Origin of the sequence: Kitasatospora sp. NPDC127121, from assembly GCF_042677305.1 — a bacterium.
In the GTDB taxonomy this organism is placed as follows: Bacteria; Actinomycetota; Actinomycetes; order Streptomycetales; family Streptomycetaceae; genus Kitasatospora.
The window spans coordinates 16491-43103 of record NZ_JBHXTQ010000002.1 but is presented as its reverse complement, the minus strand read 5'-3'; the positions used below and the strand labels follow the sequence as shown (position 1 = coordinate 43103).

Genomic DNA, 26613 nt, shown 5'->3' with positions numbered 1-26613 from the left:
CGGGCGGAATGTGCGCGACCGGCTCCGCGGTTGCATAGGCTGAGCCCGGGCAGGCCGTCAACGGAGTCGGCGCACCACCAGTACCCGCACGACCTCGCGAGACCCTCACCGCCTGGCCCTGCCGGTTTCTGCACCCAGATGAATCGAGGAACCACCGATGTCGGAGACCCGTGCCGACGCCCGCACCCCGCTCGACCGCACCCCGCAGTGGGCCGCCCTCGGCAAGCACCGGGCCGCGCTGGGCGAGACGCACCTGCGCGAGCTGTTCGCCGCCGACCCGGAGCGCGGCCGCCGCTACACCCTCCAGGTCGGCGACCTGCACGTGGACTACGCCAAGCACCTGGTCACCGACGAGACGCTGGAGCTGCTGCGCGAACTCGCCGCGGCCACCGGCGTCGCCGAGCTGCGGGACGCGATGTTCCGCGGCGAGAAGATCAACAACACCGAGCACCGCGCCGTCCTGCACACCGCGCTGCGCGCCCCGCGCGGTGCCGTGATCGAGGTCGACGGCGAGAATGTGGTGCCCGCCGTGCACGCCGTCCTCGACAAGATGGTCGGCTTCGCCGAGCGGGTCCGCGGCGGCGAGTGGCGCGGCCACACCGGCAAGCCGATCCGCACCGTCGTCAACATCGGCATCGGCGGCTCCGACCTCGGCCCCGCGATGGCCTACGAGGTGCTCCGCTCGTTCGCCAAGCGCGACCTCGACGTCCGCTTCGTCTCCAACGTGGACGGCGCCGACCTGCACGAGGCGGTCCGCGACCTCGACCCGGCCGAGACGCTGTTCATCGTCGCCTCGAAGACCTTCACCACCATCGAGACCATCACCAACGCGGTCTCGGCCCGCGACTGGCTGCTCACCGGGCTGGGCGCCGGCACCGAGGCGGTGGCCAAGCACTTCGTCGCGCTGTCCACCAACGCCGAGGGCGTGCGGGACTTCGGCATCGACACCGACAACATGTTCGAGTTCTGGGACTGGGTCGGTGGCCGCTACTCCTTCGACTCGGCGATCGGCCTCTCGCTGATGATCGCCATCGGCCCGGACGCCTTCCGCGAGATGCTGGACGGCTTCCACCTGGTCGACGAGCACTTCCGCACCGCGCCGCCGGAGCAGAACGTCCCGCTGCTGCTCGGCCTGCTCGGCGTCTGGTACGGCGCGTTCTTCGACGCCCAGGCGCACGCCGTGCTGCCCTACTCGCACTACCTGTCGAAGTTCACCGCCTACCTCCAGCAGCTGGACATGGAGTCCAACGGCAAGTCGGTGACCCGCGACGGCTCGCCGGTGACCTGGCAGACCGGCCCGGTGGTCTGGGGCACCCCCGGCACCAACGGCCAGCACGCCTACTACCAGCTGCTGCACCAGGGCACCAAGCTGATCCCGGCCGACTTCATCGGCTTCGCCAAGCCGGTCGCCGACCTGCTCCCGGGCCTGGTCGCCCAGCACGACCTGCTGCTGGCCAACTTCTTCGCCCAGACCCAGGCGCTGGCCTTCGGCAAGACCCCGGAGGAGGTGGCGGCCGAGGGCGTCCCCGCCGAACTCGTCCCGCACAAGACCTTCCAGGGCAACCACCCGACCAGCACCATCCTGGCCGCCGAGCTGACCCCCTCGGTGCTCGGCCAGCTGGTCGCGCTTTACGAGCACAAGGTCTTCGTCCAGGGCGCGATCTGGAACATCGACTCCTTCGACCAGTGGGGCGTCGAGCTGGGCAAGGTGCTCGCCAAGCGGATCGAGCCGGTGCTGCTGACCGGCGAGGGCGCCGAGCAGCTGGACAGCTCCACCGCCGAGCTGGTCGCCCGCTACCGCGCGCTGCGCGGCCGCTGAGCCCCGGTCGGGCCGTCCGCTCCGGCGGGCGGCCCGGTCCTGCTTCCTTGTCCGCAGCGCGCGGCTCGCGGTTCGCGGTTCGCGGTTCGCGGTTCGCGGTTCGCGCGGGAAACGCCGAGAGGCCCCTCGCTTTCGCAAGGGGCCTCTCGGCTGTCTGTGCGCCGCCAGGGACTCGAACCCCGGACCCGCTGATTAAGAGTCAGCTGCTCTAACCAACTGAGCTAGCGGCGCCTGCTGACAGAGAAGACTTTAGCAGCGCCCGGGGTCCGCGCCAAAATCGAATACCGGCCGTCCGCCGTTCACCCCCCGGTCACGGCCGCCGCGCCGGCCGGCACGGCCGCGGCCGGCTCCCGGGCCGCCCGCACGCACGCCCACAGCACCACCGAGGCGCCCGGCAGCCACGGCTCCCGGTCCTCCGGGGCGACGATCCACCGGCCGGAGCCCAGCCCGGGGGAGTCCGGGCCGTTCACCATCCGCTGCACCGGTGGCACGGTCACCGCGTCGCCCTTGCCGTGGCACAGCAGGGGCGGCACGTCCCGGGCCCACTCCTCCCAGGCCAGCAGCCGGCGCAGCCGGGGCCCCGCACCGGGCTGGACGAACAGCAGCGTCCGCCCCCGGTAGGAGGCGACCGGCCCGCAGCCGGGCCCGGAGGCCCACAGCTCGTCCAGCACCCGGCGGCCGAACAGCGACGGCATGCTGATCACGTCGAAGGCGCGCCCGCAGGGCAGCACCGAGGGCGCCCACGGCCGGGCCTCCCAGAGGGCGCGCATGCTGCGCGGGTACTCGCTGGCGGAGGCGAGCCAGGCCTCGCCGGCCACGGTGACGTACTCCACCGACTGATACGTCCAGATGTCCACGGACAGCAGCCTGTGCCGTCCGGGGGCCGGACGGGAGGGAAAGCACGGTTTGCCGGACAGGACGACGGGGAACGGCGTACCCTTCCCCGCTCGCGCATATGCCAGCGGCCGATGCCGGGGCACCGGAGCGCCGAGTGCCTGGCGCTCCGGCGCCTTGTGCCCGGCGGCGCTCAGTCCTCGTGGCGGCGGGGCTGGAGCAGCCCGCGGCCGTACTCGATCATCTTGGCCGCGTAGTCGGGGGTCCAGTCCGCCCGCTGCGCGATCTCGGCGTCGGACAGCGCGTCGAAGCGGCGCGGGTCCGCCAGCTGCGCGGCGGCGACCGCCTGGAAGTCGGTGGCCCGCTCGGCGGCCGTCCGGAAGGCCAGGGCCAGCTCGGTGGAGCGGCGCAGCAGCTCCGTGGGGTCGTCGATCGACTCCAGATCGAAGAATCGTTCCGGCTCCGGCTCGGCGGACTGCGGCTCGAACAGCAGCTGCACCGGACGCAGACGCCGCGCGGGGTCGGCCTGACCGCCGTGGTCGGACGCCTTCGTGTGGGAGTCGGGCATGGACGGACACCTCCGGGTCTCGGTGAGGGTGGGCGGCGGCTGCTCCGGGCCGCGCCGCACGGCCGTGGCCGCCGTCCATTGTCGCGCGGCGGCGGCCGGTAACGGAACGGTGCGCGTGCGGGCGCTATTCCCCCGTACGCGCCGGGGTCGTGCTACTCCTTCGGGTGGTCGGGCGCGTGCGGCGGCGTCGGGGCGTCGGGGCCGTCGTTGTCCCGGGTGTCCCAGCGATCCACCACCCCAGGGAGAACCCATGCCCGTACGCAAGGGCCTCGCGGCCGGACTCCTGCTGATCACCCCGGCCCTCGGACTGGCCGCACCTGTGGCCGGGGCCGCCGAGACGACCACCGTGGTGACCGGGCCGTGGAGCGGCCCGGGCGGCTGGTCGACGGCGACCTGCCCCGAAGGCTCCCACCTCACCGGGGGCGGCTACGCCTTCCGGCCCGCCGGCTCCGGCGACGCCGTCCTGGTCAACGCGCCGAACCCCGACGACCCGAGCACCTGGGCGGTGCGGGCCGGGCACGGGACCGTCCAGGCCTACGCCGCCTGCGAGACCGAGACCGAGACCAAGGCCTGATCCGCCCGCCCGGTCGCTCAGCCCAGCCGCTCAGCCCAGCCGCACCCGGTGGCCGCTCAGGTGGTGCAGCACCTGATGGTTGGCCTCCCAGCCGTCCGGAAAGGCGACCGGGACGCCCAGCTGGACCGGCTCGGTGGACGGGTGCTCGTCCAGCAGCTCGCCGATCCCGGCCCGGGCCACCACGATGCAGGCGTGCCGGTGCCGGGAGGCGAGCACGCACAGCCGGCCGGTCTCCAGGTGGAAGGCCGTCGCGTCGGGCCGTCCGGAGAGCGGGTGCAGCACCACCGTGACGTCGTACTCGCGGCCCTGCAGCCGGTTGGCGGTGTCCACCGTGACGGCCGGGCCGGCCGCCTGGTCCACCGGGACGCCGACCTTGAGCAGGGCCGCGCGGACGGCCGCGGCCTGGTCCCGGTGGGCGGTGCCGACCGCGATCCGATCCGCGCTGAGGGAGGCCTCGCCCTGTTCGGAGCGGGCGGTCAGTCCACGCTCCAGCAACCGCCGGACGGTGGCCGCGACGGCCGCCACCGCCTGCGGATCGGTCCGCACGGTGTGCCGGGCGGGCAGCTCCAGCAGCGCCCAGCCGTGCTCGGCGGCCCGGTCGATCGCGGCGTCCAGCGCGCCGCCGTCCGGCCGGACGGCGGCGGTCAGCCGGCGGTCGTCCGGGCCGGTGCCGGAGCGGAACGGCGTGTACGGGTAGAACGCCCGCGAGATCAGCGGCGCCGCGCTGGCCGGCAACCGCCAGGAGACCGGCAGCCGGTGCGGCTCGATCTGCGGGTTGTGCGCCAGCATGGTGACCACGGCGCTGCTCGACGGGTCGTACGACAGGCCCGCCCACTGCTCGGTGCCGACCACGGTGAACGGGTCCAGCTGGCCCGGATCGCCGACGAACAGCGCCCGCTCGAACAGCCGGGCCACCGCGAGCAGGGCGTCCGAACGCATCTGGTACGCCTCGTCGACGATCGCGTGCCGCCACGGCGCCTCGGCCCGCACCCACTGCCACTTCGCCGAGGTGGAGACCACCACGTCGTGCTCGACCAGCTCGGCGACCTTGTCGGAGGGCGTGACGTTGGCGTGCTTCAGCACCTCCGGGCCGGGCCGGGCGTCGGCGGCGTGCAGCCGGCCGATCGTCAGGCCCGGCGCCTTCTCGGCGAGTCGGCCGACCAGGTCGTCCACCTGGCCGTTGGTCTGGGCGACGATCATCAGCCGCTCGCCGGCCTCGACCAGCTCCCGGGCCGCCCGCACCACCAGCGTCGACTTCCCGGCGCCGGGCGGGGAATCGACCACCACGCCGTGCGGGGCGCCGGCCGCCGGGTGGACGGTCGCGGCCAGGATCCGGGCCACGGCGGCGTCGGCGGCCGCGCCCGGTGCCTGCTCGGCGCTCAACTCGGCCATCATTCCCACTCCTCGGAGACGGACGGGGCGGGTACGGGGGCGGCGCCGGGCGGGCCGCCGTGCGTCCACGGGGTGTCGTCCGGCTCGGGCAGCGGCGCGGACTGGCGGACCGTCAGCTCGAACAGGGTGAAGGTGACCGGTTCGCCGGGCTCGGGCAGACTGCCCGGCTCGGGCTCCTTCCTGCGCCCCATGCCGGACAGCAGACGCAGGGTGATGGTGCCCCCGGCCGGGTCGACCGCCGCGATCTCCGCCTTCTGCGGGGACCGGCCGCCGCCGGCCTCCGGCTGGGGGGACCCCCACACCCGGTGCGCCTCCCGCCCGAGATCCGCGTGCGGGCGGTCGGCGGTGCGCAGGGTGATCAGCGGGCGCGGCTTTGGGGAGCGGCCGGTGGTGTCGTAGTCCGGCACCACCTCGGTCACCACGCCGCTGAACGCCTCGCCGGACAGCCGGTGTTCGGCCATCGCCAGCGGATCGTCCAGCGCCTCCTGGACGTCCAGCCGGGTCTGCTCGCGCTCGCGCTGGGCGAGCTTGCGGGCGGCCGTGACGGCGTCGTCCTGCCGCGGCTGCGGCGGCTCGCCGGCCGCCAGCCGGTCCCGGTGGCCGGTGTAGGACCAGCGGTCGCCGGTCCAGCGCTCCGCCAGGTGCCCGGCGGGCGGCAGCCCGCGCAACAGGTCCAGACCGCGCCAGACGTCCCGCCAGGTGGGCAGCAGCACGGCCGCCAGCACCTCGCGCAACTGCTCGACCGCCGCCCGGACGGCCGCCCGGGCGTGCTCGGCGGCGGCCTCGTCGCGCTGCTCGGCGCTGTGCTGAAGGGCGGCCGTGGCGGTGTCGTAGCGGGCGATCGCCGGGGCGAGCACGAACTCGTCGAAGCGCGGATCGGTGGCCGGGCCGGCCGGCGGGTGCAGCAACTGCCCCCGGTCGTCCCGGGCGGACTCGGCGCGCTCGGCCGCCTCGGCACCGGTCAGGCCGCCCGGCGGGGCGTGCCAGGCCAGGTGGGCGGCCAGGTGCTGGTCCTCCAGGTGGCTCTGGCCGGTGGCCCAGTGCCGGGCCAGCAAACCGGTCATCGGCAGCAGCAGGCTGGTGCCGGGCACCTGGGCGCGGTCGGTGAGGTGGGTCAGCCAGCGGCCGAGCAGCGGCACCCGCACCGGCGCGGGGTACGGCCCCGGCTCGTCGTCCTCGACCGTGCGGCGGAACCGGGTGGAGCGGCCGAGCAGGGCCAGGTGCCGCACGCCCGCGCCGTTCGGCACGATCAGCTGCGGCGCGTCGGCGCACAGCTCGCGGAACACCTGGGTCTTCTCGCCGGTCTCCGGGTCCTTCTCGGAGCCCTCGATCTGCTCCACGTCCTCGGCGAAGGACTCCAGGTACGGCAGCAGGTCGGCGGCCAGCTCGGCCAGGAAGTCGAACCGCAGGGTGCGGTTGAGCGGCTGCGGCACCAGGTGCAGCCGGGGCGCGTCCCGGTCGGTGCCCAGCAGCACCGCCAGCGGCGCGCCGGCCTCACCGGCGGCCGTCAGCGGCACGACCACCATCGGGCGGTCGGACAGGTGCCGGTGCCGGACGGTGGCCAGCGGCTCGGCCCGCCCGCTGCGGACGGCCTCCAGCCGGGCGAGGGTGGTCAGCAAGCTCATGCGCGCGCCCCCGCTTCGGGCCCGCCGCGTTCGCGCACGGCCGTGCTGCGCCCGCTCATGCGTGACCCGCCGTCGGGGCCTTGCCCAGCGCCTCGGCGCGCAGCGCGGCCGCGTAGGCCAGCCGTTCGGCGGCCTCGTCCACGTCCACGTCCTTGTCCACGTCTGCGTCCGCGTCGACGGTGTCAGTGTCAGTGTCCAGGCTGATGCCGGCTTCGGCGGCGGCCAGGGCCCGCGTCACCGTCCGGATGCTGCCCAGTTCGCCGCGCACGCCCCGGCCGAGCTGCTCGACCCGGTCGCCGCAGCGGGCCTGGGCGCGGCAGTGGAAGCCGAGCTCGCAGGTGGAGAGGCAGTCCGGGCCGTACGCGGCGGGCACCGCCTCGACCGAGGCGGTCAGCTCCTCGGCGGAGCGGGCCGGCACGCCCTCCTCGTCGGCCGCCAGGTCGAAGTCGGCGCCCGCCGGCAGCTCCGCCAGCAGCCGGTCGATGCCGGTCATCCGGCTCAGCTGGCGGCGGGTGGTGGCGAGCTCGCGCCGGACGTCGACGGCGACGGCCGTCGGCCGGTTGCCGAAGTCCTTCGGGCAGACCAGCAGCACGCTCGACCGGGGGCTGCCGGGCAGCCGCTGCTCGGTGTACGGGTCGTCGGCGAGCGGGTGGCCGGCCAGTGCGGCGGCGGTCCGCTGGAGCGCCAGCACGTACACGGCGGCCTGGCGGGCGGCGGCGCCGACCTTGGCCGGGTCCGCGCCGCCGTCCAGCACCGGGAAGGACTTGATCTCGACCACCGTGCACCGGCCGCCGTGCACCACGACCGCGTCCGGCTCCAGGTAGGCGGTGCCGCCGGCCACGTCCAGGCGCAGCATCGGGTGGTCCAGCAGCGTCCAGGCGTCCGGGTCGGCGGCGGCCCGGGCCAGCGCCTCGACCGTCCGGTCGGCCCGGACGGCGGGCCCGGAGCGGTGCAGCAGATCCGGCACCTGCAAGGGGGTGCCGCCGTCCGCCGGGACGCCGAGGTGGCCGCGCAGCGGCTCCAGCAGCGCGGCGTAGTCGTCCGCCTTCAGCCGGGACTCGAAGATCACGCCGCGGGCGATCGCGAACGGGGACTGCCCGAAGGGCGCGGGGCGGCCGAGCCGGGCGGCCAGCGTCGACTTGTCCACCCCCGCAGCGTCGAGCACGGCGCGGCGGTGGCAGCCCGGATTGGCGGCGAGCGCGGCGAGGGAACGGGCGTTCAGGCTGCGCTGCGGCGCGGGACCGCGCAGTTCGGCGAGCCGCTGGGCGAGCGGCTCAGCGTGCCCGGTGGACGGGACGTTCGTCGAGACGTTCATGGTGCGGCCCAGTGTCGCACCCGGGTCCGACAATGCGGTGCGGACCGGCCTGTTCCGGCCTGAACCGCGCGTGCGTGCCGGATGGGGGACACCTCGCGCCCCGGTCGGCCCGGGTGCCGAGACCGTTCCGGACCGGCGCCGCCTCCGGACCGTTTCGATCCGGAGCCGCCTTCGGACCGTTTCGGACCGGCCCGCGATCGTGCCCGCCGTCCGGGTGAGGGATCATGGAACCCGGTGCTCAAGGGTGAGACCGACCGTTGCCACCACCCCGCTGCGAGGAGCCTGCCATGCCCGCCCGAATCGTGCTGGTCCGCCACGGCGAGACCGAATGGTCGGCCACCGGCCGCCACACCGGCCGCACCGACATCCCGCTGACCGAGGAGGGCCGGGCGATGGCCCGGGCGCTCGGCGCCCGCCTCGCCAAGGCCCCCTGGAACGGGCTGCCGGACGCGCTCGTCTACACCAGCCCGCTCGGCCGCGCCAAGGAGACCTGCGCCCTGGCCGGCTTCGGCGACCGGGCGGTGGAGCGCCCGGAGCTCCTGGAGTGGGACTACGGCCAGTACGAGGGCCGCACCGGCGCGGACATCCGTGCCACCGACCACCCCGGCTGGCTGATCTGGCGCGACGGCGTGCCCGGTGGCGAGAAGCTCTCCGAGGTGGCCGCCCGGGTGGACGCCTTCCTCGCCGGCCTCAACGAGGAGCACGGCGTCCCCGAGCCGGACACCACCGTCATGCACTGCGCGGACCGGGACGTCGTCCTGTTCGCGCACGGCCACCTGCTGCGCATCCTGACCGTGCGCTGGCTGGGCCTGCCGCCCGAGTTCGCCCAGCGCTTCAAGCTCGGCACCGCCGCGCTCTGCGTGCTCTCCTGGGAGTACGGCGCGCCGGCCGTGGAGGTCTGGAACGACCTCTCCCACCTGGAGGGCCTGGCCGCCGGTCACTGACGGACCGTCAGGAGCCGCGCCTCAGGCGGCCGCCGCCTGGTCGTACCCGGTCAGGAAGTGGCGCACCTCGGTCACGGCGGCGTGCGGGCGCAACCGTTCGGCGGTGTCCGCCAGCATGCTCCGGATCCGGGCCGAGCGGACCTCGCCGAACAGCGCCACGGCGGCCGAACCGTGGTGCGCCGCACCCGCCAAGTCGCCCCGGCCGAGCCGGTCGTGGGCCAACTCGGCGGTGTACAGCACCCGGTTGCGGACGAAGTGCGGCTTCTGCAGCGCTATGGCCAGTCCGGCCTGCTCGCTGGCGCGGTCCCAGTCGCCGAGTGCGGACCAGCACTGTGACTGCAGGCCGGCGATCTCCGCCTCGCCGAAGAAGGACATCCACTCCGGATCCCCCTCGGCGCGGCCGCGGTCGAACAGCGTGTACGCCCGGGCGAGCGCGCGTTCGCAGGCGGCGCGGTCCTGCAGCAGCGCCCAGCCGCCGGCCTCCCGCATGGCCAGCAGCGCGAGCAGCCGGGCGGAGTCCAGCTGGCGGGCGGCGACCTGCCCGGCCTGGGCGGCGCGCAGCGCCTCGCGGGGGCGGCCGGCGTCCCGGGCGAGGAAGGCGCTGTTGCAGAACACGTGCGCCTCCAGTGCGGCGTCGCCGGCCATGCGGGCGGTGGCGAGCGCCTCGGCGTAGAGCGAGCGGGCGTCCGCCAGCCGGTTCGAGTCGTGCGCCAACCAGCCCACCGAGATGGCGAGTTCGCCGGCCCCGGCCTGGAGTCGGCGTTCGGTCTCCGCGCTGTACTCGCCCTCGTTGAGCAGCAGGTAGGCGGTGCGCAGCGACTGCCCGGCGCGTTCGAACAGGGTGTCGCCGCCGTGCGCGTCGTCGGCCAGCCGGATCTCCCGGACGGCCTGCTCGACGCCGAGCACCTCGGCGGCGCCGACCTTGCGGGGTGGCGGTACCGGCCCGGGGCGGCCGGGCACGAAGGCGCCGGGGCCGGGCTCGAACAGCACCGGCGTGGCGGGGTCGGCGGCGGCACCGCCGGTGGCCGCGGCGGCGGCCACGGTCGGCCGGTCGATGCCGATCACGGTGGCCAGCGCGGTCGGGCCGCCGGCCAGGAACGTACGGCGACGCACGTCGTCGTTCTCCTCGTCGAGATAGGGCGATCCATCAGGCCCCCGGGGCGCCGCGACGGCCCTCGGCCACGGGGGCCTGTTCGGAGCGGCTGGATCCGCGTACGGCGAGGCAGCGTACGGGAGTTGAGTGGAGAGTGGTGAGCGCGGGGCGGGCGGGGGCGGGAACGGTGGGTGGAGCGGGGGGGCTTGGGCCCTCCCGCCGGCGCCGTCCACCGGGCGGCGGCGGACGGCGGTCCGGGGGGAGAAGCCGAGTTCGGTGAGCGCGCGGTCCGGCCACATGTGCCGGAAGACCCGCTCGTAGGCGTAGTTGGGGCAGCGGATCTCGCCGGATTCGACCCGCCCGACGTAGCGGGCGTCGCAGGACACGTGCTCCCCGATCTCCCGGGCCGCCCGGCGCACGGCCATGGCGAACTCGCCGGGTGAGCGGTTGCCGCGCAGTGCGCGCATCACGGCGTTGGGTGACGGGCGGTTCGGCTCGGCCGGTGGGGTGGCTGCCATGGTGCGCTCCGTGGTCGTGCGGAGGGTGGTGGTGCGGGTGCGCGGCCGGCGGCGCCGGAGGTGCGCGGGTGTCGGGTGCGGGGGCGAAGTGCGGGTACGGTCCGGGTGTCGGCACGGTGGTGCGCGACGGTGCGGGAACGGCCCGGTGTGGCCGGTGGGGTCGTCGTGACCCGCCACCGACAGTACCGGGCGTGACCGGTCGACCACAGCCGGTTTATGGGAGATGTGCCCCCAATTCGGTATAAAGCGGGCGTGGTTGCGGGTTATCCGCCATGAAATGCCATGCCTTGCTGTAAGGCGCCCCGTGGCCTGTGAGGTGTCCGCCGCGTTGTCCTGATACGTGGAAGCCCAGGCCGTCGCCCCGGCCTGCCGTCCGTCCCCGCGGCCCCCACCTCCCGGGCGGCGGCGCTTTTGACCCGACGAGGTACAGGAGGGCCCATGATGGCCACCGGACTGTCGCAGTACCGACCGGCCGCCGGCGGCGTGCTCGCCGGCGCCGCCCCCGCCCTGCTCCCCGACCCGGCCGACGACCGGATCCCCGGCCGGGGCCCGGTCGAAGGCGGACGCGCCCCCCGCGGCGGCCGGCACCCCGGCCACCGCCTCGGCCCCGGACCGGACCAGGACACCCTCGTCACCAGCTGCGACACCGTGACGGTCGCCCTGCGGCACGGCTTGGAGGCGGTGGACATCCTGCGGCTGCGCAGGGCCTGCGGGGCCGTCCTGCAGAGCCGCAACGGCAGCACCGTCACCTTCCTCGTCCCCGTCGGCACCAGCGAGACCTGGCACCTGCCAGGCAGCTCCTGTACCGCCGGCGCCCTGCTGCCGACCGCCACCGACCCGCGGTGGGTGATGCCCCCCTCCGGCGCCGCCTGCGCCGCCCGCCCCACCGACGCCTGGGTGCTCCGCTCCGCCCTCTGCGAGGCCGCCTGCACGCTCACCGCAGGCGGCCTCGGCCCGTTCTAGCGGGCGTGCCGTGCGGATCCCGCCGGGCCCGCGAGCCTGGCCCGCCTCTCCGGCCGGATCCACCTGGCATGCCCCCGGACCTCCCGGACCTCCCTGACCTCCCTGACCTCCCTGGCCTCCCTGACCAGCGGGGCCGCCCCGCCCGGCGGCGATAATGGCGGTCATGGGACGAAGCAGCAGAGCAGCCCGGGGCACGGGCCGCGGCACCGAGCGCGACACCGGGCCGGACGTCACCGGCCCCGGCGGCCGCACCCACGCCCAGGGCCCGCTCACCCGTCCGGTCGGCTCCGGCCTCGCCGAACTGCGGCCCGACCGGGACCGCCCCGCGGCCTGGTCGCTGCTGATCGACGGCGCCCCGCAGTCCATGGTCGACCTCGCCGACCCCACCCACCTCGGTTTCGAGTACCAGCGCCGGCTCGGCCACCTGATCGACCTGGTCGCCCCGTCCGGCCGCCCGCTCACCGTGCTGCACCTCGGCGGCGGCGCCCTCACCCTGGCCCGTTACGTCGCGGCCACCCGGCCCCGCTCCCGCCAGCAGGTCGCTGAGATCGACACCGCGCTCACCGAACTCGTCCGCACCGAGCTGCCGTTGGAGCGCGGCTGGCAGATCAAGGTGCGCGGTGCCGACGCCCGCAGCGTGCTCGAACGCACCCCCGAGGGCAGCGTCGACCTGGTTATCACCGACGTCTTCTCCGGCGCCCGCACCCCGGCCCACTGCACCACCGTCGAGTTCACCGCCCTCGCCGCCCGCGCCCTCGCCCCCGGCGGCTGGTACGCGGCCAACATCGCCGACGGCTCGGCGCTGCCCTTCGCCCGCTCCCAGATCGCCACCCTCGGTGCGGTCTTCCCCGAACTGTGCCTGGTCGCCGACCCCGCCGTCCTGCGGGGCAAGCGCTTCGGCAACCTCGTCCTCGCCGGCGCCCACGCCCCCCTCCCGATCGCCGACCTCACCCGCCGCGTCGCCTCCGACGCCGCCCTCGGCCGGGTCGAACACGGCTCCGCCCTCACCGCGTTCGCCGCCGGGGCCGTCCCCGCCACGGACGCCACCGCCGCCCCCTCCCCGGCCCCGCCCCCGGGCGTCTTCCGCTGACCACCCCGAGGGGTTGCCCCCGGGCGTGAACGTCCGCGGCCGGCGCTGGAACCGTCGCCAGGAGCGTGAGTCCGGTCAGTGCCCGCGCGGCAGGCCGCGGTGCTTGCACATGGCCGCGCCGGTCAGCAGCAGCCCGGCGGCGATCGGCGCGAGGACGGCGGTCGCGGTGGCGGAACCGTCGCCCACGGCCGTCACCGTGGCGGTGTCGGCGAGCGCGAGGGTTTCGGACGGCTGGGCGGGTGCGCCGGGCCCGACCGGCAGGGCGGTGGTGGCGCCCGTCCGGTCACGGCTCGTGGCGGGTCCGGCCGCGCTCCGCCCCTCCGAGTCGGTGGCCTCTTGGACCGGGGGCGCACCGGCCGCCCCGGACGGGCGGGCGGTGGCGGCCGGTGCGGCGGAGCGGACTCCGGTGGCGCCGGACCGTGCGGTGGCGGGCAGTTCGGCGGGCCCGCCCTCCCGGGAGGCGCGGGTCTCGGCGGGGCGGCCCTGGGTGGGGACGGTGTCGGGCAGGCCGGAGGCGATCGCGAAGGCGTCGGGGACGGCGGCCCGTTGCCCGGGCAGGGGGAGTCCGCCGGCTCGGATCCGGTCCTGGAAGACGCTGCCGACCGTGCCGGTGGCGCCGTCGATCCCGGCGTCGGGGACGGCGCCGGCCAGTTCCCCGACGAGCCCGGGGGAGGGGCGCTCGGCCTCCTCGGCCGCCGGGCGCCCGGGGTCGTCGGACCGCTCGGCCGACGGACCGTCGTACGCGGGCCGCCCGGCCTGGGCGAGCCGGCCGGGCGCGGGCCCGCCGGCCAGGGTGCGGCGGACGGCGGGCCGGGTCTGGTCCGGCAGCGGGTCGGCGCAGGCGGCCTGCGCGCCGAAGCCCCCGAGTTGGGCGAGGAGGGCGCCACCGGCGGCGAGGACGCGGGGCAGCCACCGGCCGATCGCGCGCCGTGCGCCGACGCCGCGGGGGGCGGGTTCCTGGGGCTTGGTCGCGTGATTGGCTCGCATGTGAGTTGAGAACGAGCGGACGGGTCGTGAGGTCACGCCCGCCGTCACGGACAGTCATCGCGCGGGTGGCCCCGGGCCGGGTTGCCCGGGGCCACCGGCCGTGGCGCGGTCAGGAGTTGGGGCGCAGGGTCCAGGTGACGGTCATCACGCCGGTGACGGCGCCGTCGGCGCGGGTGATCTCGACGGTGACCGGGAACTCCGGGCGGCCGCCGGCGTCCAGCTCGGCGACGACCTCGGCGGCGGGGCGGCCGAGGACGGCGGTGGCGGTGACCTCGCCCATGGCGAGCTTCTTGTAGGCGATCTCGGCGTTCACCGCGAGCGGCACGGCCCGGGAGAGCTGGTCGCCGAAGGCGGCGAGCACGATGCAGCCGCTGGCGGACTCGGCGAGGGTGAACATCGCGCCGGCGTGCGGTCCGCCGACGTGGTTGTGGTACGCGGGCTGGTCGGGCAGTCGCAGCACGGCGCGGTCCGGGGTGGTCGCCAGGTACTCCAGCTTGAGGGTGTGCGCCATCGGCACGGTGGAGTCGAGCAGCTGGCCGATCGAAGGTGTGGTCATGGCAGGAATGTTACTAGCCGGTAGCTTCTGGCGGCAGACCTGCGCCGGGAAAACCCGAACCGCGGTGGAGAGTTGAGGGAACGCGAAAACGCCTGAGGGGCCGATCTCTCGAAGAGATCGGCCCCTCAGGCTCTGGGGTGAGTGACGGGACTTGAACCCGCGGCCACCTGGACCACAACCAGGTGCTCTACCAACTGAGCTACACCCACCATCTGTCCGGTCCGTTCCCGCTTCCGCGTTCCCGTTCCGACAGGAAGAACTCTACAGGATCCGAGAGGGTGCTCGCGCCAGGCTTTCGTCCGGGCGAACGCGGGCACCTCCCCCGGGCTCCTCGGGTCAGCCCTCCGGGGCCTGGTACTTCTCGGCGATGGCGCGCGCGGTGTCGGTGTCCGGTCCGGGCTGCGGGACGAACACCGCCTCGCGGTAGTACCGCAGTTCGTCGATGCTCTCGCGGATGTCGGCCAGCGCCCGGTGGTTGCCGCCCTTCTGCGGGCTGTTGTAGTACGCCTTCGGGTACCAGCGGCGGGCCAGCTCCTTGATCGAGGAGACGTCCACGATCCGGTAGTGCAGGTGCTTCTCCAGGGCCGGCATGTCCCGGGCGAGGAAGCCGCGGTCGGTGGCCACCGAGTTCCCGCACAGCGGCGTCCGGCCGGCCTCCGGCACGTGCTCGCGGATGTACGCGAGCACCCGCGCCTCCGCCTCGGCCAGCGTCACACCCTGCTCCAGCTCCTCCAGCAGGCCGGAGGAGGTGTGCATCGCGCGCACCACCTCGGGCATGCCCGCCAGCGCCTCCGCCGGCGGGCGGATGATGACGTCCACACCCTCGCCGAGGATGTTGAGCTCGGAGTCCGTCACCAGTGCCGCGACCTCGACCAGGGCGTCCTGGTCGAGGTCGAGGCCGGTCATTTCACAGTCGATCCATACCAAACGGTCATTCACACAACTCACCCTACGGCGCGATCACGCGCCGCGGGGACCGGCGGAGCCGAGCGGGGCTCCGGGGCACAGCCCTCGGCCTGGTGCTCCTCCGCGCCGCCGTGCGGGCCGTGGCCGTCCGGCCGCTCGCCCTCCCGCCCGGTCCGGACCGCGTGGCCGTCCCGAGTCGGACGGGCCTCGCGCGCCGCCCGGGCACCGTCGGCCGCCGCCGCCCGGCCGCCCTGCGGACGGGCCTGCGGCACCCGCGCCTGCCGGCCCCGGAGCTCGCCCGCCCCGGTCGCCGGCTGCCCGGCGGGAGCGGGGGCCGGCACCCGGCCGGTCGCCGAGCCGTGACCGCGGGCGGAGCCCGCCGCGGTACCCGGCTCGTCCGCGGGCCGTTCGACCGCACTGCGGTGCCCCTGCCCCTGGCCGCGCGCCCCCGGCTGGGGGTGGCCGTCCTCCGCCGCCGCGTGCTCCGCGGTGCGCGGCGGACGCCCCGCCCCCGACCCGGCCTGCGGCGGCACCAGCGGCGACCGCACCGGACCGCGCCCCGCACCCTGCTGCCCGGGGTGCGGCTGCTGCGCGGCCTGCTGGTGCGGGTACGGCTGCCCGGCCCGGGCGTGGAAGGCCCGGTCGGCCGGCGTCCCGGCCTGCCCCGGACCGAACGGGCCGGGCTGGCCGTGCGGGCCCGGCTGCCCCGCCGCGGCCGGCGACGCGCCGTGCGGCAGCGGCTGGCCGTGCGGGCCGACCTGCGCTGGTGCGCCGTTCCCGGCCGGGAACGGGTACGCGGGCTGCGCGCCGTGCTGGCTGCCGTGTGCCCCGCCGAACAGCGCCGCGCCCGCTGCCGACCCGGCCGTGGCCGCCGCGTGCGGCAGGGCGCCGGGCAGCCGCAGGTCGCCGCCGTGCGGACCGGTCGGCACCGCCGACTGCGGCCCGGGCCGGCGCGCCCGGTAGCTGGTCCGGTACGCGGCCGGCGAGACCCCGAGCTGGCGGCGGAAGTGCCCGCGCAGCGCCACCGGCGAACGGAACCCGCACCGGCGGGCGACGTCGTCCACCGACAGCTCCGAGGTCTCCAGCAGCCGCTGCGCCTGGAGCACCCGCTGGGTGATCAGCCACTGCAGCGGCGCGCTGCCGGTGAGCGTGCGGAACCGCCGGTCGAAGGTGCGTCGGCTCATGTACGCGCGTGCCGCCAGCACCTCGACGTCGAACTGCTGGTTGAGGTTCTCCAGCGCCCAGGTGACCACCTCGGCCAGCGGGTCGTTGCCGATCTCCTCAGGTAAAGACTGGTCGATGTACTGGGCCTGTCCGCCGCCGCTGCGACGGCTCGGGACCACCAGGCGACGGGCCAGCGCGTTGGCCGCCTCGGCGCCGTGGTCGCTGCGCACCACGTGCAGGCACAGGTCGATGCCGGCGGCGGTGCCGGCCGAGGTGAGCACGTCGCCGTCGTCGACGAAGAGCTCGCGCGGGTCCACGTGCACCCGGGGGTAGCGCTTGGCCAGCGTCGGCGCGTACATCCAGTGGGTGGTCGCCGGGCGGCCGTCGAGCAGGCCGGCGGCGGCCAGGACGAAGGCGCCGGTGCAGAGCCCGATGATCCGCGCGCCCTCGTGGTGGGCCTTGCGCAGGGCGGTGATCGCCTCGACCGGCGGGGGCTGCGAGATCGAGCGCCAGGCCGGTACGACGATCGTGCCGGCCCGGGCGAGGGCCTCCAGGCCGTACGGAGCGGAGAGGGTGAGGCCGCCGGTGGTGGCGAGCGGGCCGTCCTCGCCGGCGCAGACCAGCAGCCGGTAGCGCGGTACCCCGGCGTCCTGGCGGTCGACGCCGAAGACGGACAGCGGGATCGAGCTCTCGAAGATCGGGGCGCCGCCGAAGATCAGCACCGCGACGGTCTCCCGGCGTCGGCGGCCGGAGAGCTTGCGCGGGGCGGAGACCGTCATCGGGGTCGACGAGCCGTTCGCGCCCGGCCCGCCGTGGCCCAGCGGGCCGTGGCCGGGGGAGCCCAGGGGGAGGCCGGCGAGGGGGCCGCCCAGGGAGCCGGTGGGGGCGCCGTTCAGGCCAGGGGCGCCGTTCGCGCCGATCGCGCCATTCGCGGCGATCGTTCCGCCCGCCCCCGGGTAGCCGGGATAGGCCGGGAAGTCGGCGCCGTAGGCCTGCGCCGGGCTGACGGTGCCTCGGCTGACGACCTGTCCGGAGTGCGCCTGCTGGCCGCCGTGTGCCGACCCGCCGTGCACTGCTCCGACGTGTGCCGCTCCGACGTGTGCCGACCCGCCGTATGCGGGACCGCCGTACGCCTGCCCGCCGTGTGCCGCTCCGCCGTGCTCTGCGGCCGCCGCCGAGGTGCCCGTGGCGGCGGTGCCGGGGGAAGGCACTGTGGGGTACGAGGAGTGCGAGACGGCGCCCGGGGTGCCGGAGTTGCGGGTGGTGGCGGCGGTCGCGGAGGTGCCGGTGCTTCTCGCGGACCGAGCCGCGATACCGGCCGCCGCCTGGCCGCTGTCAGGACCCGCGTCGCTCCTGCTCACCCTGCTCAAGGCGCTCAAGCCCCCTCGGTGGTGTGGTGTGGGTGGTGCGGCACTGCTGCTCGCCAAGATCGAAATCTATCGGGTGGACCATTGCCGTTGTGACAAGTTCACCATCCGACGCTATGTCGACATGGCAATTTGGCGTGATGCATTCGATCACGAAGCGTGGCACCCGTCGACCCTTCTGGGAAGAGGGCCGGTGCAACGGTGGCTGGTTGTCGCGGGGCCGGTCCTGGGGCGTCCGGCCCGCGCGCGCCCGGTCGGCGGGTCTGGGCTGCGGATTTGCCCAAGCGGGAGGGATCGGCGCGAAATTGACCGAAAATCGGCGGTGCACGAGAGGGCGCACGAAATGAGCTCGTGCGCCTCCCAGGCTTCATCCGGCCAGGGCCGGGGCGGCGGAACCGGGGCGCGACCTCCGGGTTACCGTCCTGCCGTGAACACCAACAGCCGGCTCGAACAGGCCAACGACAACGCCGCCGCCTTCTGGCTCGCCCAAGCCCGCGTGCACGGCTGGCGGTTCCGCACTCGCCCGGGCCTGACGGCGGTCCGCTGCGCCCGCACCCCGGAAGACTCGCACCGCTTCGTGGTCACCAGTCCGTATGTCGAACCAGTGCTGGTGGAAGGGGAGTTGGCTGACCTCCTGAAGGAGTGGGAGACCATCTGCTTCACCCTGGAGGACCCGTACGGCGCACTCGACCTGACCCGGTTCGGCGCCACCCGGATGCCGGTCATGCCGGTGATGACCCGTGAACCCGGCCCGGTCGACGGCGTCCCGGCCGTCCTCCCCTCGCTCTCGGAGGCGCACGGCGGCGGCTCCCTGACGGTCGATGAGGCGCTGGACGGCGATGCTTTCGCGCAGGTCGAGCGTGCGATCGTGGACGGCTTCCCGCTGCCCGCCCGGCAGCCCTGGACCCGTGGCGAAGCGCTCCCGGAACAGCTCCTGCGCGAACCCGGGCTCCGGGCCTGGCTGGGCCGCGTCGACGGCGCCACCGCCGGCACCTGCCTCACCTACGACGACGGCCAGGCCACCGGGGTGTACTGGGTCGCCACCCTGCCCGACCGGCGCGGCCAGGGCGTGGCCCGCGCCGTCCTCCAGACCGCCCTGGCCCACGCGCACCCCGACCGCCCGGCCACTCTGGTCGCCACGTCGCTCGGCGAACCGCTCTACCGCAAGCTCGGGTTCACCGCGCAGGCCCGCACCTGCTGGTGGACCCGGACCTCCGCGCACGGCTGACGGCCGGGCCGCCCCGCGGCGGGGTCGTCGCTGGTTGCGGTGCGGGGCACCAGTTGCGGTGGGGTGCGGTGCGGCGGGGTGCGTGAAGGGCGTGCGGTGCGTGTGTGGGGCGGGGTGTGCGAGGTGGCGCGTTCAAGCGGGGTACTACGGGGCGGCCGCCGCCGGCGCCACGGCGAACGTGGTCCGCGCGGGCCCCGCCCCATCCGCCGTCGTACGGACGGCCGTTGGGTGCGCCACCGCGACGGGGCGCAGCACGCTCGCCCCCGGGTCCGTCGCCGGGCCCGCGCCCGGGACCAGGCCAGGACGGCTGTCGGCGACCACGGCAAACTCGCCGGTGCGGTTTCGGACATGCGACCCCGCCATCGAACCACCGGGGGCACTGGCCGTTCCGGCGTTCACGGCAGCAGGCGCGAACGGGCCGTCAGGGGCGGATTCCGTCGGCCGTGCGCCGGTCCGCGCGCCGAGGAGCGCCCCCGCGCGCACCGGCACCCCGGTGGACCGCCGCTGGACCGGCCCGCCCGCGCGCAGACCCGGCCGGGCCGACGGCGCGCCGCGTGCGGCGAGCACCTGACCGACGGCCTCCGGCAGGCCGGCCGCCTTCAGCGTCGGCCGGTAGCCGCTCTCGGCCCAGGGCCGGCCGTGGTGCAGCCAGACGCTGCGCAGGCCGGCCAGTTCGGCACCGGCGATGTCCGCGGGCGCGTGGTCCCCGACCATCCAGGTGTGCGCGGCCCACGTCCCGGTGGGCACGACGCCGCACCGCTGGGCGGCTATCTCGAAGATCAGCGGATCCGGTTTGACGCAGTCGGCCTCCTCGGAGATGACCCAGCCGTCGACCAGCGGCCCCAGCCCGGTCCGCCGGATCTTCTCCAACTGCGGCCGGGTGCCGCCGTTGCTGACGATGCCGAGCGTCCACCCGGCCGCCCGTGCCGCCTGCAGCGCGTCGACGTGTCCGGGCGGGCAGTGGATGTGGGAGTTGATGCCGTGTCGGTAGTGGGCGAGCAGGAACTCGGTGGAGACGTCCAACCCGTAGCGGCGCCGGACGGCGGACAGTACGGTGCTGCGCGGCACGTAGCCGCCGCCGTCGAGAGTGACGAACCATTCGAGGTCTCCGGGCGGCAGGTCGCGCTCGGACAGAAAATCCTGAGCCCAGGCCCGGAAAGCGGCGTCCCTGGGGAGCAGCGTGTTGTCGAGGTCGAACAGGAGCAGGGGCATGCCAAGCATGGTGCCAGCGGCCGCGCCTATGCACCTGGCAAATGCCAGACCGCGTCGCGAAGCCGTACGTAGTGGCTGAAACGGGTTCCAGGACCTGGCGTACGGGTGGGTCCGGGCGGGCCGGCTGAGACTGGCGGGGCGTGACGGTTCGCGACGTGTCGCAACGGATCGTCGCCGATCCATGACAGTCCGGTCACGGTGTCCGGCAGGCCTGTTGCGTCGCCCGGTCCGCTCAGTCAAGCTCCAGGGAACCTCCTTTCTGGAGGGGGCGCGTGGCCTGCGGGCGGGGCGCACTGCCGACGGCGGGCGCATCCTCCTTTCGCGGGAACAATGCCGCTCCGAGGCCTCACCGCTGGGCTGGGCCTCACACCCGTCGTACTCTGAAAGGAACAGGTCACATACGGTGCTGCGCGGCGCAGACCGACGTCATCCCGTGGGCGGGCCTGCTGCCCGGGCGGCGTTGTCCTCTCCTGTCGGCCCCTCTCCCCTGAAGAGCCGTGAGCCATGGCTGGTTTTGAGTCCTTCCGACCGGTGGAGCCGGACGCGCCCCGCAGCGTGGGCGCAGGCGCCGGGGACGACGGCGGCCGCGCGGACCTCGCTCCAGCCGACGGGCACGCCGATGTATCGGGTCGCCTGCCCGCCAGCAGGCAGGCCGATGACCGAGCCGACGACCAGGTCGACGCCCAAGCCGACGAGCCCGGCTGCGCACCGGCCGACGAGCGCGGGGGTGAGCGCAGGGGCGAGCGGGCTGATGACCGTGTCGGCGAGCACGCCGGCGAGCGGGTTGGCGACGCCGCCGCCCAGCGAGCCGACGCGCCGGCTGGTGCCTCGGGCGTCGCTGGTACCGCCGATCACACCCCGGGCGCTGAGGAAGCCGGCCCGGAGCCGGGTGCTCCCCGGGGCCTCGTGCGCGCTCTGTGCGGCCTGGTCCGACGGGGCGGCCTCGCCCGGCACGACCGTCCAGGGCCTCGCCAGCGGCGTGGCGGGCACCCGGCCGACCCTGCAGGGTCTCCGGTGACGGGCCGCCTGGGCCCGGGCGCCGAGCGCCCGGAGGCGTCCGGCCTGCCCGGCGCGCACACCGAGTCCACGGCCCGGGACGCGTCCGCGCGCTCCCTGGACCCGGTCTTCCAGCACGGCGTGGTCGTCGGCTTCGACGGCTCCCTGTCGAGCGAGCGCGCCCTCGCGTACGCGGTGGGCATGGCGCGCCGTTCGCAGTGCGGCCTGGTGATCGTGCACGTCGCCAATCGCCTGCCCGCCACTGTCTGGGCGGGCTGTGAACCTCCCGTCTTCGTCGACCTCCCCGACCACCGGACCGAGGTCCTGGGCCTGGAGCTCGCCTGCGCGGACTTCCTCACCGGGGTGCCGTGGATCCTGATCGAGCGGGGCGGCGACATCTGCCACGAGATCGAGGAGGTCGGCCGCGAGTACGCCGCCGACGCGATCGTCGTCGGCACGACGCACGGCCTGCTCGGCAAGATCTTCGGCTCGGTCTCCGGACGGCTGGCGCGGCGGGCCAACCGCCCGGTGATCGTGATTCCCTGACGCTCCGTCGGGCGCCGCGTTTCCGCGCCCCCGGAGACGTCTCCCCGATGTCGGCCGATGGGGTCGGCCGCCGACGGTGTCGACCGCCCCGTCGGCATCGACCGGCTCCTCTGCGTCGGGCGCTCCTCAACGCCGCCTGAGGAGCGGGGTGTTGCTCCGGTGGGGCCGGATCAGAACCCGGCGCCGATCTCCCGGGCGATGAGCATGCGCTGAACCTCCGATGTGCCCTCCCCGATTTCCAGGATCTTGCAGTCGCGCCAGAAACGGGCGACCGGGAACTCGTTCATGAAGCCGTACCCGCCGTGGATCTGGGTCGCCTCGCGGGCGTTGTCGACGGCGGCCTCGGACGAGTACAGCTTCGCGATCGCGGCCTCCTTCTTGAACGGTTCGCCGTGCAGCAGCCGGGAGGCGGCGTCCCGCCAGGCCAGGCGGGAGGTGTGGGCGCGCAGCTCCATGTCGGCGAGCTTGAACTGGATGGCCTGGTTGGCACCGATCGGCCGGCCGAAGGCCCGGCGCGTGCCGGCGTACTTGACGGACTCGTCGACGCATCCCTGGGCCAGGCCGGTGGCCAGGGCCGCGATCGCGATGCGGCCCTCGTCGAGGATCCGCAGGAACTGGGCGTAGCCTCGGCCACGCTCGCCCAGCAGGTTGGCCGCGGGGACGCGGCAGTCGGTAAAGGACAGTTCGCGGGTGTCGGATGCGTTCCACCCGACCTTCGAGTACTTCTTCGATACCTGGAACCCCGGGGTCCCGGTGGGCACGATGATGGAAGAGATTTCGCGCGTTGGCGAGCGGAATTCGCCTTCTTCACTCGAACGAGCGATCGGTTCCGTAAGTGCGGTGACAGTGACCAGACCGGTGATGTCCGTGCCGGAGTTGGTGATGAAGCACTTGGTGCCGTTGATGACCCACTCGTCGGTGGTCTCGTCGTACCGCGCGGTCGTGCGGGTCGCGCCGGCGTCCGAGCCGCCCTCGGGCTCGGTCAGGCCGAAGGCGCCGAGGAGTTCGCCGGAGGTCAGCCGGGGCAGCCACTCGCGCTTCTGCTCCTCCGTCCCGAACCGGTGGATCGGCATCGCGCCGAGCGAGACGGCCGCCTCCAGGGTGATCGCCACCGAGGAGTCGACCCGGGCGAGTTCCTCCAGGGCGATGCCCAGCGCGAAGTAGTCGCCGCCCATGCCGCCGTACTCCTCCGGGAAGGGCAGGCCGAACAGGCCCATGCGCCCCATCTCGCGGACGATCTCGTACGGGAACTCCTCCCGCTCGTAGAACCCGCCGATCTTCGGCGCCACCACGTCCTGGGCGAACTCGGCGACGGTGCGCCGCAGTTCCTCGTACTCGCTGCTGAGCCGGTGGTCGAACACGGTGATCCTCCTGGAGCCCGGCCGGGGTGGCCGCGGGCGTGAGCGGGACGACCGGCGTCCGTCTGACGGTGTGACGGTCGCACGGTGTGGTTGGACGATGAACGTGGTGCCCGGCGTCGGCCGCGGCGGGATTCCGCGCGGCCGGCACCGGGGAGCGGTGGTGGGGCGGGGTCAGCCCCGGGCGGCGCCGAGCAGCGCCTGGACGGTGCGGGACGGGCTCGGACGGCCGAGCCGCTCGGCCATCCACCCGCTGGTGGCGACCAGCGCGCGCAGGTCGACCCCGGTCCGGATGCCGAGCCCGTGCAGCATCCACACCAGGTCCTCGGTGGCCAGGTTGCCGGTGGCGCTCTTCGCGTACGGGCAGCCGCCGAGGCCGCCCGCCGACGCGTCCACCGTGGTGACCCCCTCGCGCAGGGCCGCCAGGGTGTTGCTGAGCGCCTGGCCGTAGGTGTCGTGGAAGTGCACGGCGAGCCGGTCGGCCGGCACCCCGGCCCGCGCGAAGCCGGCCAGCAGGGCGCCGACCTGCCCGGGGGTGGCCACGCCGATGGTGTCGCCGAGGCTCAGCTCCGCGCAGCCCATCTCCAGCAGCCGCACGCCGTACCCGACCACCTGGGAGACCGGGACCGGACCTTCCCAGGGGTCTCCGAAGCACATCGAGAGGTAGCCGCGGACCGCCAGCCCGGCCTCGGTCGCCCGCGTCACGACCGGGCGGAACATCGCCATCGCCTCGTCCGCCGAGCGGTTGAGGTTGCGGCGGGCGAAGGTCTCGGTGGCGCTGGCGAACACCGCAACGTCGGTGGCGTGGTGGGCGAGCGCCCGGTCGAGGCCGCGTTCGTTGGGCACCAGCACCGGCAGCCGCAGGCCGGGGTGGCGCTCCGGCAGGCCGGCGAGCCGGGGCATCAGTTCTTCGGCGTCGGCCAGCTGCGGGACCCATTTCGGGTGGACGAAGCTGGTCGCCTCGACGGTGCGCAGCCCGGCGGCCGCGAGCCGGGCGATGAACTCCGCCTTGACCTCCACGGGCACCAGGGAGCCCTCGTTCTGCAGCCCGTCGCGCGGTCCGACCTCGTGGATCCGGACCTCCTCGGGCAGGCCGGGGGTGCGGACGGGGTCGGGCAGGCCCAGGTCCAGCGCGTCGGGCTCGCGTGCGGGTGCGGTCATGACCGCACCCCGGCGGGCGCGGGGGCGGCCTGCTCGTCGGCGCCGTCCCCGGCCGGGGCGACCACGACCAGCAGTTCCTCCATCGCGACGGTGGCGCCCGCGGTGGCCCGCAGCTCGGCCACCACGCCGTCGTGCGGGGCGGCGATCACGTGTTCCATCTTCATGGCCTCCAGCACGAGCAGGGGCTGGCCCTTGCGGACCGTCTCGCCCGTCGTGGTCTTGACGACGGTGACGGTTCCGGGCATCGGGGCGGTCAGGGCGCCGTGGTGGGCGGCGGTTCCGGCGGCGCGCTCGCCCACCGGGTCGTGGGCGTGCAGCGACCAGGCGTCGCCCTCGATGCCGAGCCAGGTCACCGGGCCGGCGGCGAGGCCGGGAGCGGCGTCGGTGGCCAGCGCGAACGTGGTCTGCAGGCCGTCGACGGTCAGGTGCAGCCGGTCGGCGGTCCGGGTCGCGCGGGCGCGGTGGACGGGCCCGGCGCCGAGCCGGAGCTCGACCTCGCGGGTGAGCTCGGCGGGATTGTCAGTGGCATCGGCTACGTTGCCCGCAGTGATCGAACGGATGCGCACCGAGACCGGATCCTGGCCGGGGGTACGGAGTCGGTGGGTGGTCCAGGCGGGGGTGCCGCTCAGGCGCCAGCCGGAGGGAAGGGAGAAGGGGTCGGTCCAGCCGCCGGGGTCGGCGGCCGGGGTGAGGTCCAGGTGCCGCGCCAGCGCGGCCGCGTAGTAGAGGAGGTGGGCAGGTGGTGGCGTCTCGGCCGTCAGCGGGTCGGCAGTTGTGGCGTCGGCCTCGTGCGCGTCATCGGCCTCGTTGGCCTTGTCGGCCTCGCCGGTCTCGTTCGCGCCGTTCGGCGCGTTCGCGGGGGAGTACGGCGAGGCGAGCAGGGTGGGCTGCTGTTGGGCCGTCTGTTCCACCAGGCCGGTGTCCAGCCGGCCGGCGACGACCTCGGGGTGTGCGAGCAGCCGTCGCAGGAAGCCGGTGTTGGTGGTGACGCCCAGGATGCGGGTGTCGGCCAGCGCGGCGCGGAGCCGGCGCAGCGCGGTCGGGCGGTCGGGCCCGTACGCGATGACCTTGGCGAGCATCGGGTCGTAGGCACTGGTGACGACGGATCCGGGGGCGACTCCGGAGTCGACGCGCACGCCCTCGCCCTGGGGCTCCTCCAGGACGAGGATGCGGCCGCCGGTGGGCAGGAAGTCCCGTTCCGGGTCCTCGGCGCAGATCCGGGCCTCGATGGCGTGGCCCAGGAAGGAGATGTCGGACTGATCGAAGGAGAGTCGTTCGTCCGAGGCGATCCGCAGCTGCCACTCGACCAGGTCGAGTCGGGCTGAATCGTCGCCGACGGCGACGGCGAGTTCGGTGACGGGGTGTTCGACCTGGAGGCGGGTGTTCATCTCCATGAAGAAGAAGTCCCGCACCCCCTCGGTGGAGGCGGTGGCGGGGGAGTCCGGGTCGATGCCGGGAACGATGAATTCCACGGTGCCGGCCCCGGTGTAGCCGCAGGACTCCGCGGCGCGGACGGCCGCGGCGCCCATCGCGGCGCGGGTCTCGGCATTGAGCAGAACGGAGGGAGCCTCTTCGATCAGTTTCTGATGGCGGCGCTGGAGGCTGCATTCGCGCTCGCCGAGGTGGACGGTGGTGCCGTGGGCGTCGGCGAGCACCTGCACCTCGATGTGGCGCGGCCGGTCGACCCAGCGTTCCAGCAGCAGGGTGTCGTCGCCGAAGGCGGTCCGGGCGACGCGGCGGGCGGCGGCGATCTCGGTGGGCAGGTCGGCGCGGTCCCGCACGAGGCGCATGCCCTTGCCACCGCCTCCGGCGGACGGCTTGAGCAGGACGGGGTAGCCGATCTCGTCGGCGGCGGCGAGGAGATCCCCGTCGGTGGGCGCGGTGGCCTGGCTGCCGGGGACCACCGGAACGCCGGCGGCTCGGACGGCTTCCTTGGCGTTGATCTTGTCACCCATCAGCTCGACCGCACCGGGAGGAGGCCCGATGAAGACGAGGCCGGCGTCGGCGCAGGCGCGGGCGAAGCCGGCGTTCTCGGCGAGGAAGCCGTAACCGGGGTGGACGGCCTGGGCCCCGGTGCGGCGGGCGGCGGCGAGGATCTGGTCGGTGCGCAGGTAGGTCTCGGCCGCCGAGCTGTCGCTGCGGTCGGCCGGGCCGAGCCGGACGGCGACGTCGGCCTCGCGGACGTGCGGCGCGTCGGCGTCGGCGTCGCTGAACACGGCGACCGAGCGCACGCCGAGCCGCCGCAGGGTGCGGATCACCCGGAGGGCGATCTCGCCGCGGTTGGCGACCAGAACTGTGTCGAACATGGGAGGCGTTCCTCCGGGTCGAGGGGAGCCGTACGAAGGAGGTGGCGGCGGGGTGGCGGCGGTGGAGAGGAGGGCGCCGGCCCGGGTGCGC

The 26613-nt window shown here is 75.0% G+C and carries 21 protein-coding genes, 2 tRNA genes and 1 pseudogene; 7 read left to right on the top strand and 17 right to left on the bottom strand.

Going from position 1 to position 26613, the window contains the following annotated elements:
* Positions 1-157: 157 nt before the first annotated feature.
* A complete protein-coding gene (pgi, locus tag ACFVHI_RS02425) occupies positions 158-1819 on the top strand; it encodes a glucose-6-phosphate isomerase (protein ID WP_380334991.1) in 1662 nt (553 codons plus the stop codon).
* Between the two features lie 157 nt (positions 1820-1976).
* Here pgi and ACFVHI_RS02420 read toward each other — a convergent pair.
* From ACFVHI_RS02420 to ACFVHI_RS02410, 3 genes are all read right to left on the bottom strand, one after another.
* Positions 1977-2050: transfer RNA gene (locus ACFVHI_RS02420), tRNA-Lys, on the bottom strand.
* Positions 2051-2118: 68 nt separating this feature from the next.
* Positions 2119-2676 (bottom strand): bifunctional DNA primase/polymerase, encoded by a 558-nt coding sequence (locus ACFVHI_RS02415; protein WP_063349288.1) that lies wholly within the window; start codon positions 2674-2676, stop codon positions 2119-2121.
* A gap of 170 nt (positions 2677-2846) precedes the next feature.
* Positions 2847-3221 carry a hypothetical protein gene (locus ACFVHI_RS02410; protein WP_063349289.1) on the bottom strand — a complete coding sequence of 125 codons (375 nt, stop codon included), beginning with the start codon at positions 3219-3221 and terminating at the stop codon, positions 2847-2849.
* A gap of 250 nt (positions 3222-3471) precedes the next feature.
* Here ACFVHI_RS02410 and ACFVHI_RS02405 point away from each other — a divergent pair, with 250 nt between their 5' ends.
* On the top strand, positions 3472-3795 hold the full coding sequence (locus ACFVHI_RS02405) for a hypothetical protein (protein ID WP_380334988.1): 324 nt from the start codon (positions 3472-3474) through the stop codon (positions 3793-3795).
* Positions 3796-3825: 30 nt separating this feature from the next.
* Here the strand turns inward: ACFVHI_RS02405 and ACFVHI_RS02400 are convergent, their stop codons facing one another.
* Genes ACFVHI_RS02400 through ACFVHI_RS02390 form a run of 3 tightly spaced genes read right to left on the bottom strand, consistent with a single transcriptional unit; the run spans position 3826 to position 8127 of the window.
* Positions 3826-5187, bottom strand: coding sequence for an AAA family ATPase (locus ACFVHI_RS02400; protein WP_380334985.1), 1362 nt, complete (start codon positions 5185-5187; stop codon positions 3826-3828).
* Positions 5187-6812 carry a hypothetical protein gene (locus tag ACFVHI_RS02395; RefSeq protein ID WP_380334982.1) on the bottom strand — a complete coding sequence of 542 codons (1626 nt, stop codon included), beginning with the start codon at positions 6810-6812 and terminating at the stop codon, positions 5187-5189. The genes ACFVHI_RS02400 and ACFVHI_RS02395 overlap by 1 nt, the downstream gene beginning before the upstream one ends.
* A gap of 55 nt (positions 6813-6867) precedes the next feature.
* The gene (locus ACFVHI_RS02390) at positions 6868-8127 is read right to left on the bottom strand and encodes a hypothetical protein (protein WP_380334979.1); all 1260 of its coding nucleotides are present in this window, start codon (positions 8125-8127) and stop codon (positions 6868-6870) included.
* Positions 8128-8414: 287 nt separating this feature from the next.
* Here ACFVHI_RS02390 and ACFVHI_RS02385 point away from each other — a divergent pair, with 287 nt between their 5' ends.
* A complete protein-coding gene (locus ACFVHI_RS02385; protein WP_380334977.1) occupies positions 8415-9071 on the top strand; it encodes a histidine phosphatase family protein in 657 nt (218 codons plus the stop codon).
* 21 nt (positions 9072-9092) lie between these two features.
* Here ACFVHI_RS02385 and ACFVHI_RS02380 read toward each other — a convergent pair whose 3' ends face one another.
* Positions 9093-10682, bottom strand: coding sequence for a tetratricopeptide repeat protein (locus tag ACFVHI_RS02380; RefSeq protein ID WP_380334974.1), 1590 nt, complete (start codon positions 10680-10682; stop codon positions 9093-9095).
* Positions 10683-11120: 438 nt separating this feature from the next.
* On the opposite strand from ACFVHI_RS02380, the gene ACFVHI_RS02375 reads away from it, so the two are divergent.
* Entirely contained in the window at positions 11121-11645 is a 525-nt protein-coding gene (locus ACFVHI_RS02375; protein ID WP_208869100.1) for a hypothetical protein, read from the top strand.
* 154 nt (positions 11646-11799) lie between these two features.
* The gene (locus ACFVHI_RS02370) at positions 11800-12735 is read left to right on the top strand and encodes a spermidine synthase (RefSeq protein ID WP_380334972.1); all 936 of its coding nucleotides are present in this window, start codon (positions 11800-11802) and stop codon (positions 12733-12735) included.
* A gap of 75 nt (positions 12736-12810) precedes the next feature.
* Here the strand turns inward: ACFVHI_RS02370 and ACFVHI_RS02365 are convergent, their stop codons facing one another.
* The 5 genes and pseudogenes from ACFVHI_RS02365 to ACFVHI_RS02345 form a co-directional block, all read right to left on the bottom strand.
* Positions 12811-13722 carry a hypothetical protein gene (locus ACFVHI_RS02365; RefSeq protein WP_380334969.1) on the bottom strand — a complete coding sequence of 304 codons (912 nt, stop codon included), beginning with the start codon at positions 13720-13722 and terminating at the stop codon, positions 12811-12813.
* 109 nt (positions 13723-13831) lie between these two features.
* Positions 13832-14278 carry a DUF4442 domain-containing protein gene (locus ACFVHI_RS02360; protein WP_380334966.1) on the bottom strand — a complete coding sequence of 149 codons (447 nt, stop codon included), beginning with the start codon at positions 14276-14278 and terminating at the stop codon, positions 13832-13834.
* A gap of 133 nt (positions 14279-14411) precedes the next feature.
* Positions 14412-14487 (bottom strand) — tRNA-His (locus tag ACFVHI_RS02355).
* Between the two features lie 127 nt (positions 14488-14614).
* The gene (gene orn, locus ACFVHI_RS02350; RefSeq protein WP_063349299.1) at positions 14615-15217 is read right to left on the bottom strand and encodes an oligoribonuclease; all 603 of its coding nucleotides are present in this window, start codon (positions 15215-15217) and stop codon (positions 14615-14617) included.
* A gap of 907 nt (positions 15218-16124) precedes the next feature.
* Positions 16125-17127 (bottom strand): annotated as a pseudogene (locus ACFVHI_RS02345) (helix-turn-helix domain-containing protein); the annotation flags it as partial.
* A 1015-nt stretch (positions 17128-18142) separates the two neighbouring features.
* On the opposite strand from ACFVHI_RS02345, the gene ACFVHI_RS02340 reads away from it, so the two are divergent.
* A complete protein-coding gene (locus ACFVHI_RS02340; protein ID WP_380334963.1) occupies positions 18143-18943 on the top strand; it encodes a GNAT family N-acetyltransferase in 801 nt (266 codons plus the stop codon).
* Between the two features lie 144 nt (positions 18944-19087).
* Here the strand turns inward: ACFVHI_RS02340 and ACFVHI_RS02335 are convergent, their stop codons facing one another.
* Both ACFVHI_RS02335 and ACFVHI_RS02330 read right to left on the bottom strand, forming a co-directional pair.
* Positions 19088-20155 carry an HAD family hydrolase gene (locus ACFVHI_RS02335; protein ID WP_380334961.1) on the bottom strand — a complete coding sequence of 356 codons (1068 nt, stop codon included), beginning with the start codon at positions 20153-20155 and terminating at the stop codon, positions 19088-19090.
* A gap of 426 nt (positions 20156-20581) precedes the next feature.
* On the bottom strand, positions 20582-21145 hold the full coding sequence (locus tag ACFVHI_RS02330) for a hypothetical protein (RefSeq protein WP_380334958.1): 564 nt from the start codon (positions 21143-21145) through the stop codon (positions 20582-20584).
* A gap of 72 nt (positions 21146-21217) precedes the next feature.
* Here ACFVHI_RS02330 and ACFVHI_RS02325 point away from each other — a divergent pair, with 72 nt between their 5' ends.
* Entirely contained in the window at positions 21218-21697 is a 480-nt protein-coding gene (locus ACFVHI_RS02325) for a universal stress protein (RefSeq protein ID WP_063351389.1), read from the top strand.
* 170 nt (positions 21698-21867) lie between these two features.
* Here the strand turns inward: ACFVHI_RS02325 and ACFVHI_RS02320 are convergent, their stop codons facing one another.
* From ACFVHI_RS02320 to ACFVHI_RS02310, 3 genes are all read right to left on the bottom strand, one after another.
* On the bottom strand, positions 21868-23058 hold the full coding sequence (locus ACFVHI_RS02320) for an acyl-CoA dehydrogenase family protein (protein WP_063349303.1): 1191 nt from the start codon (positions 23056-23058) through the stop codon (positions 21868-21870).
* A gap of 171 nt (positions 23059-23229) precedes the next feature.
* A complete protein-coding gene (locus ACFVHI_RS02315; RefSeq protein WP_380334954.1) occupies positions 23230-24216 on the bottom strand; it encodes a hydroxymethylglutaryl-CoA lyase in 987 nt (328 codons plus the stop codon).
* Positions 24213-26522 carry an acetyl/propionyl/methylcrotonyl-CoA carboxylase subunit alpha gene (locus ACFVHI_RS02310; RefSeq protein ID WP_380334951.1) on the bottom strand — a complete coding sequence of 770 codons (2310 nt, stop codon included), beginning with the start codon at positions 26520-26522 and terminating at the stop codon, positions 24213-24215. The genes ACFVHI_RS02315 and ACFVHI_RS02310 overlap by 4 nt, the downstream gene beginning before the upstream one ends.
* Positions 26523-26613: the final 91 nt, after the last annotated feature.

What these genes read in the sequence shown, in the direction of transcription:
- ACFVHI_RS02405 (WP_380334988.1), top strand. Translation starts at nt 3,472, where the DNA reads ATGCCCGTACGCAAGGGCCTCGCGGCCGGACTCCTGCTGATCACCCCG.
- pgi (WP_380334991.1), top strand. Translation starts at nt 158, where the DNA reads ATGTCGGAGACCCGTGCCGACGCCCGCACCCCGCTCGACCGCACCCCG.
- ACFVHI_RS02410 (WP_063349289.1), bottom strand. Translation starts at nt 3,221, where the DNA reads ATGCCCGACTCCCACACGAAGGCGTCCGACCACGGCGGTCAGGCCGAC.
- ACFVHI_RS02395 (WP_380334982.1), bottom strand. Translation starts at nt 6,812, where the DNA reads ATGAGCTTGCTGACCACCCTCGCCCGGCTGGAGGCCGTCCGCAGCGGG.
- ACFVHI_RS02315 (WP_380334954.1), bottom strand. Translation starts at nt 24,216, where the DNA reads ATGACCGCACCCGCACGCGAGCCCGACGCGCTGGACCTGGGCCTGCCC.
- ACFVHI_RS02400 (WP_380334985.1), bottom strand. Translation starts at nt 5,187, where the DNA reads ATGGCCGAGTTGAGCGCCGAGCAGGCACCGGGCGCGGCCGCCGACGCC.
- ACFVHI_RS02365 (WP_380334969.1), bottom strand. Translation starts at nt 13,722, where the DNA reads ATGCGAGCCAATCACGCGACCAAGCCCCAGGAACCCGCCCCCCGCGGC.
- ACFVHI_RS02310 (WP_380334951.1), bottom strand. Translation starts at nt 26,522, where the DNA reads ATGTTCGACACAGTTCTGGTCGCCAACCGCGGCGAGATCGCCCTCCGG.
- ACFVHI_RS02390 (WP_380334979.1), bottom strand. Translation starts at nt 8,127, where the DNA reads ATGAACGTCTCGACGAACGTCCCGTCCACCGGGCACGCTGAGCCGCTC.
- ACFVHI_RS02370 (WP_380334972.1), top strand. Translation starts at nt 11,800, where the DNA reads ATGGCGGTCATGGGACGAAGCAGCAGAGCAGCCCGGGGCACGGGCCGC.
- ACFVHI_RS02380 (WP_380334974.1), bottom strand. Translation starts at nt 10,682, where the DNA reads ATGGCAGCCACCCCACCGGCCGAGCCGAACCGCCCGTCACCCAACGCC.
- ACFVHI_RS02375 (WP_208869100.1), top strand. Translation starts at nt 11,121, where the DNA reads ATGATGGCCACCGGACTGTCGCAGTACCGACCGGCCGCCGGCGGCGTG.
- ACFVHI_RS02385 (WP_380334977.1), top strand. Translation starts at nt 8,415, where the DNA reads ATGCCCGCCCGAATCGTGCTGGTCCGCCACGGCGAGACCGAATGGTCG.
- ACFVHI_RS02360 (WP_380334966.1), bottom strand. Translation starts at nt 14,278, where the DNA reads ATGACCACACCTTCGATCGGCCAGCTGCTCGACTCCACCGTGCCGATG.
- ACFVHI_RS02335 (WP_380334961.1), bottom strand. Translation starts at nt 20,155, where the DNA reads ATGCCCCTGCTCCTGTTCGACCTCGACAACACGCTGCTCCCCAGGGAC.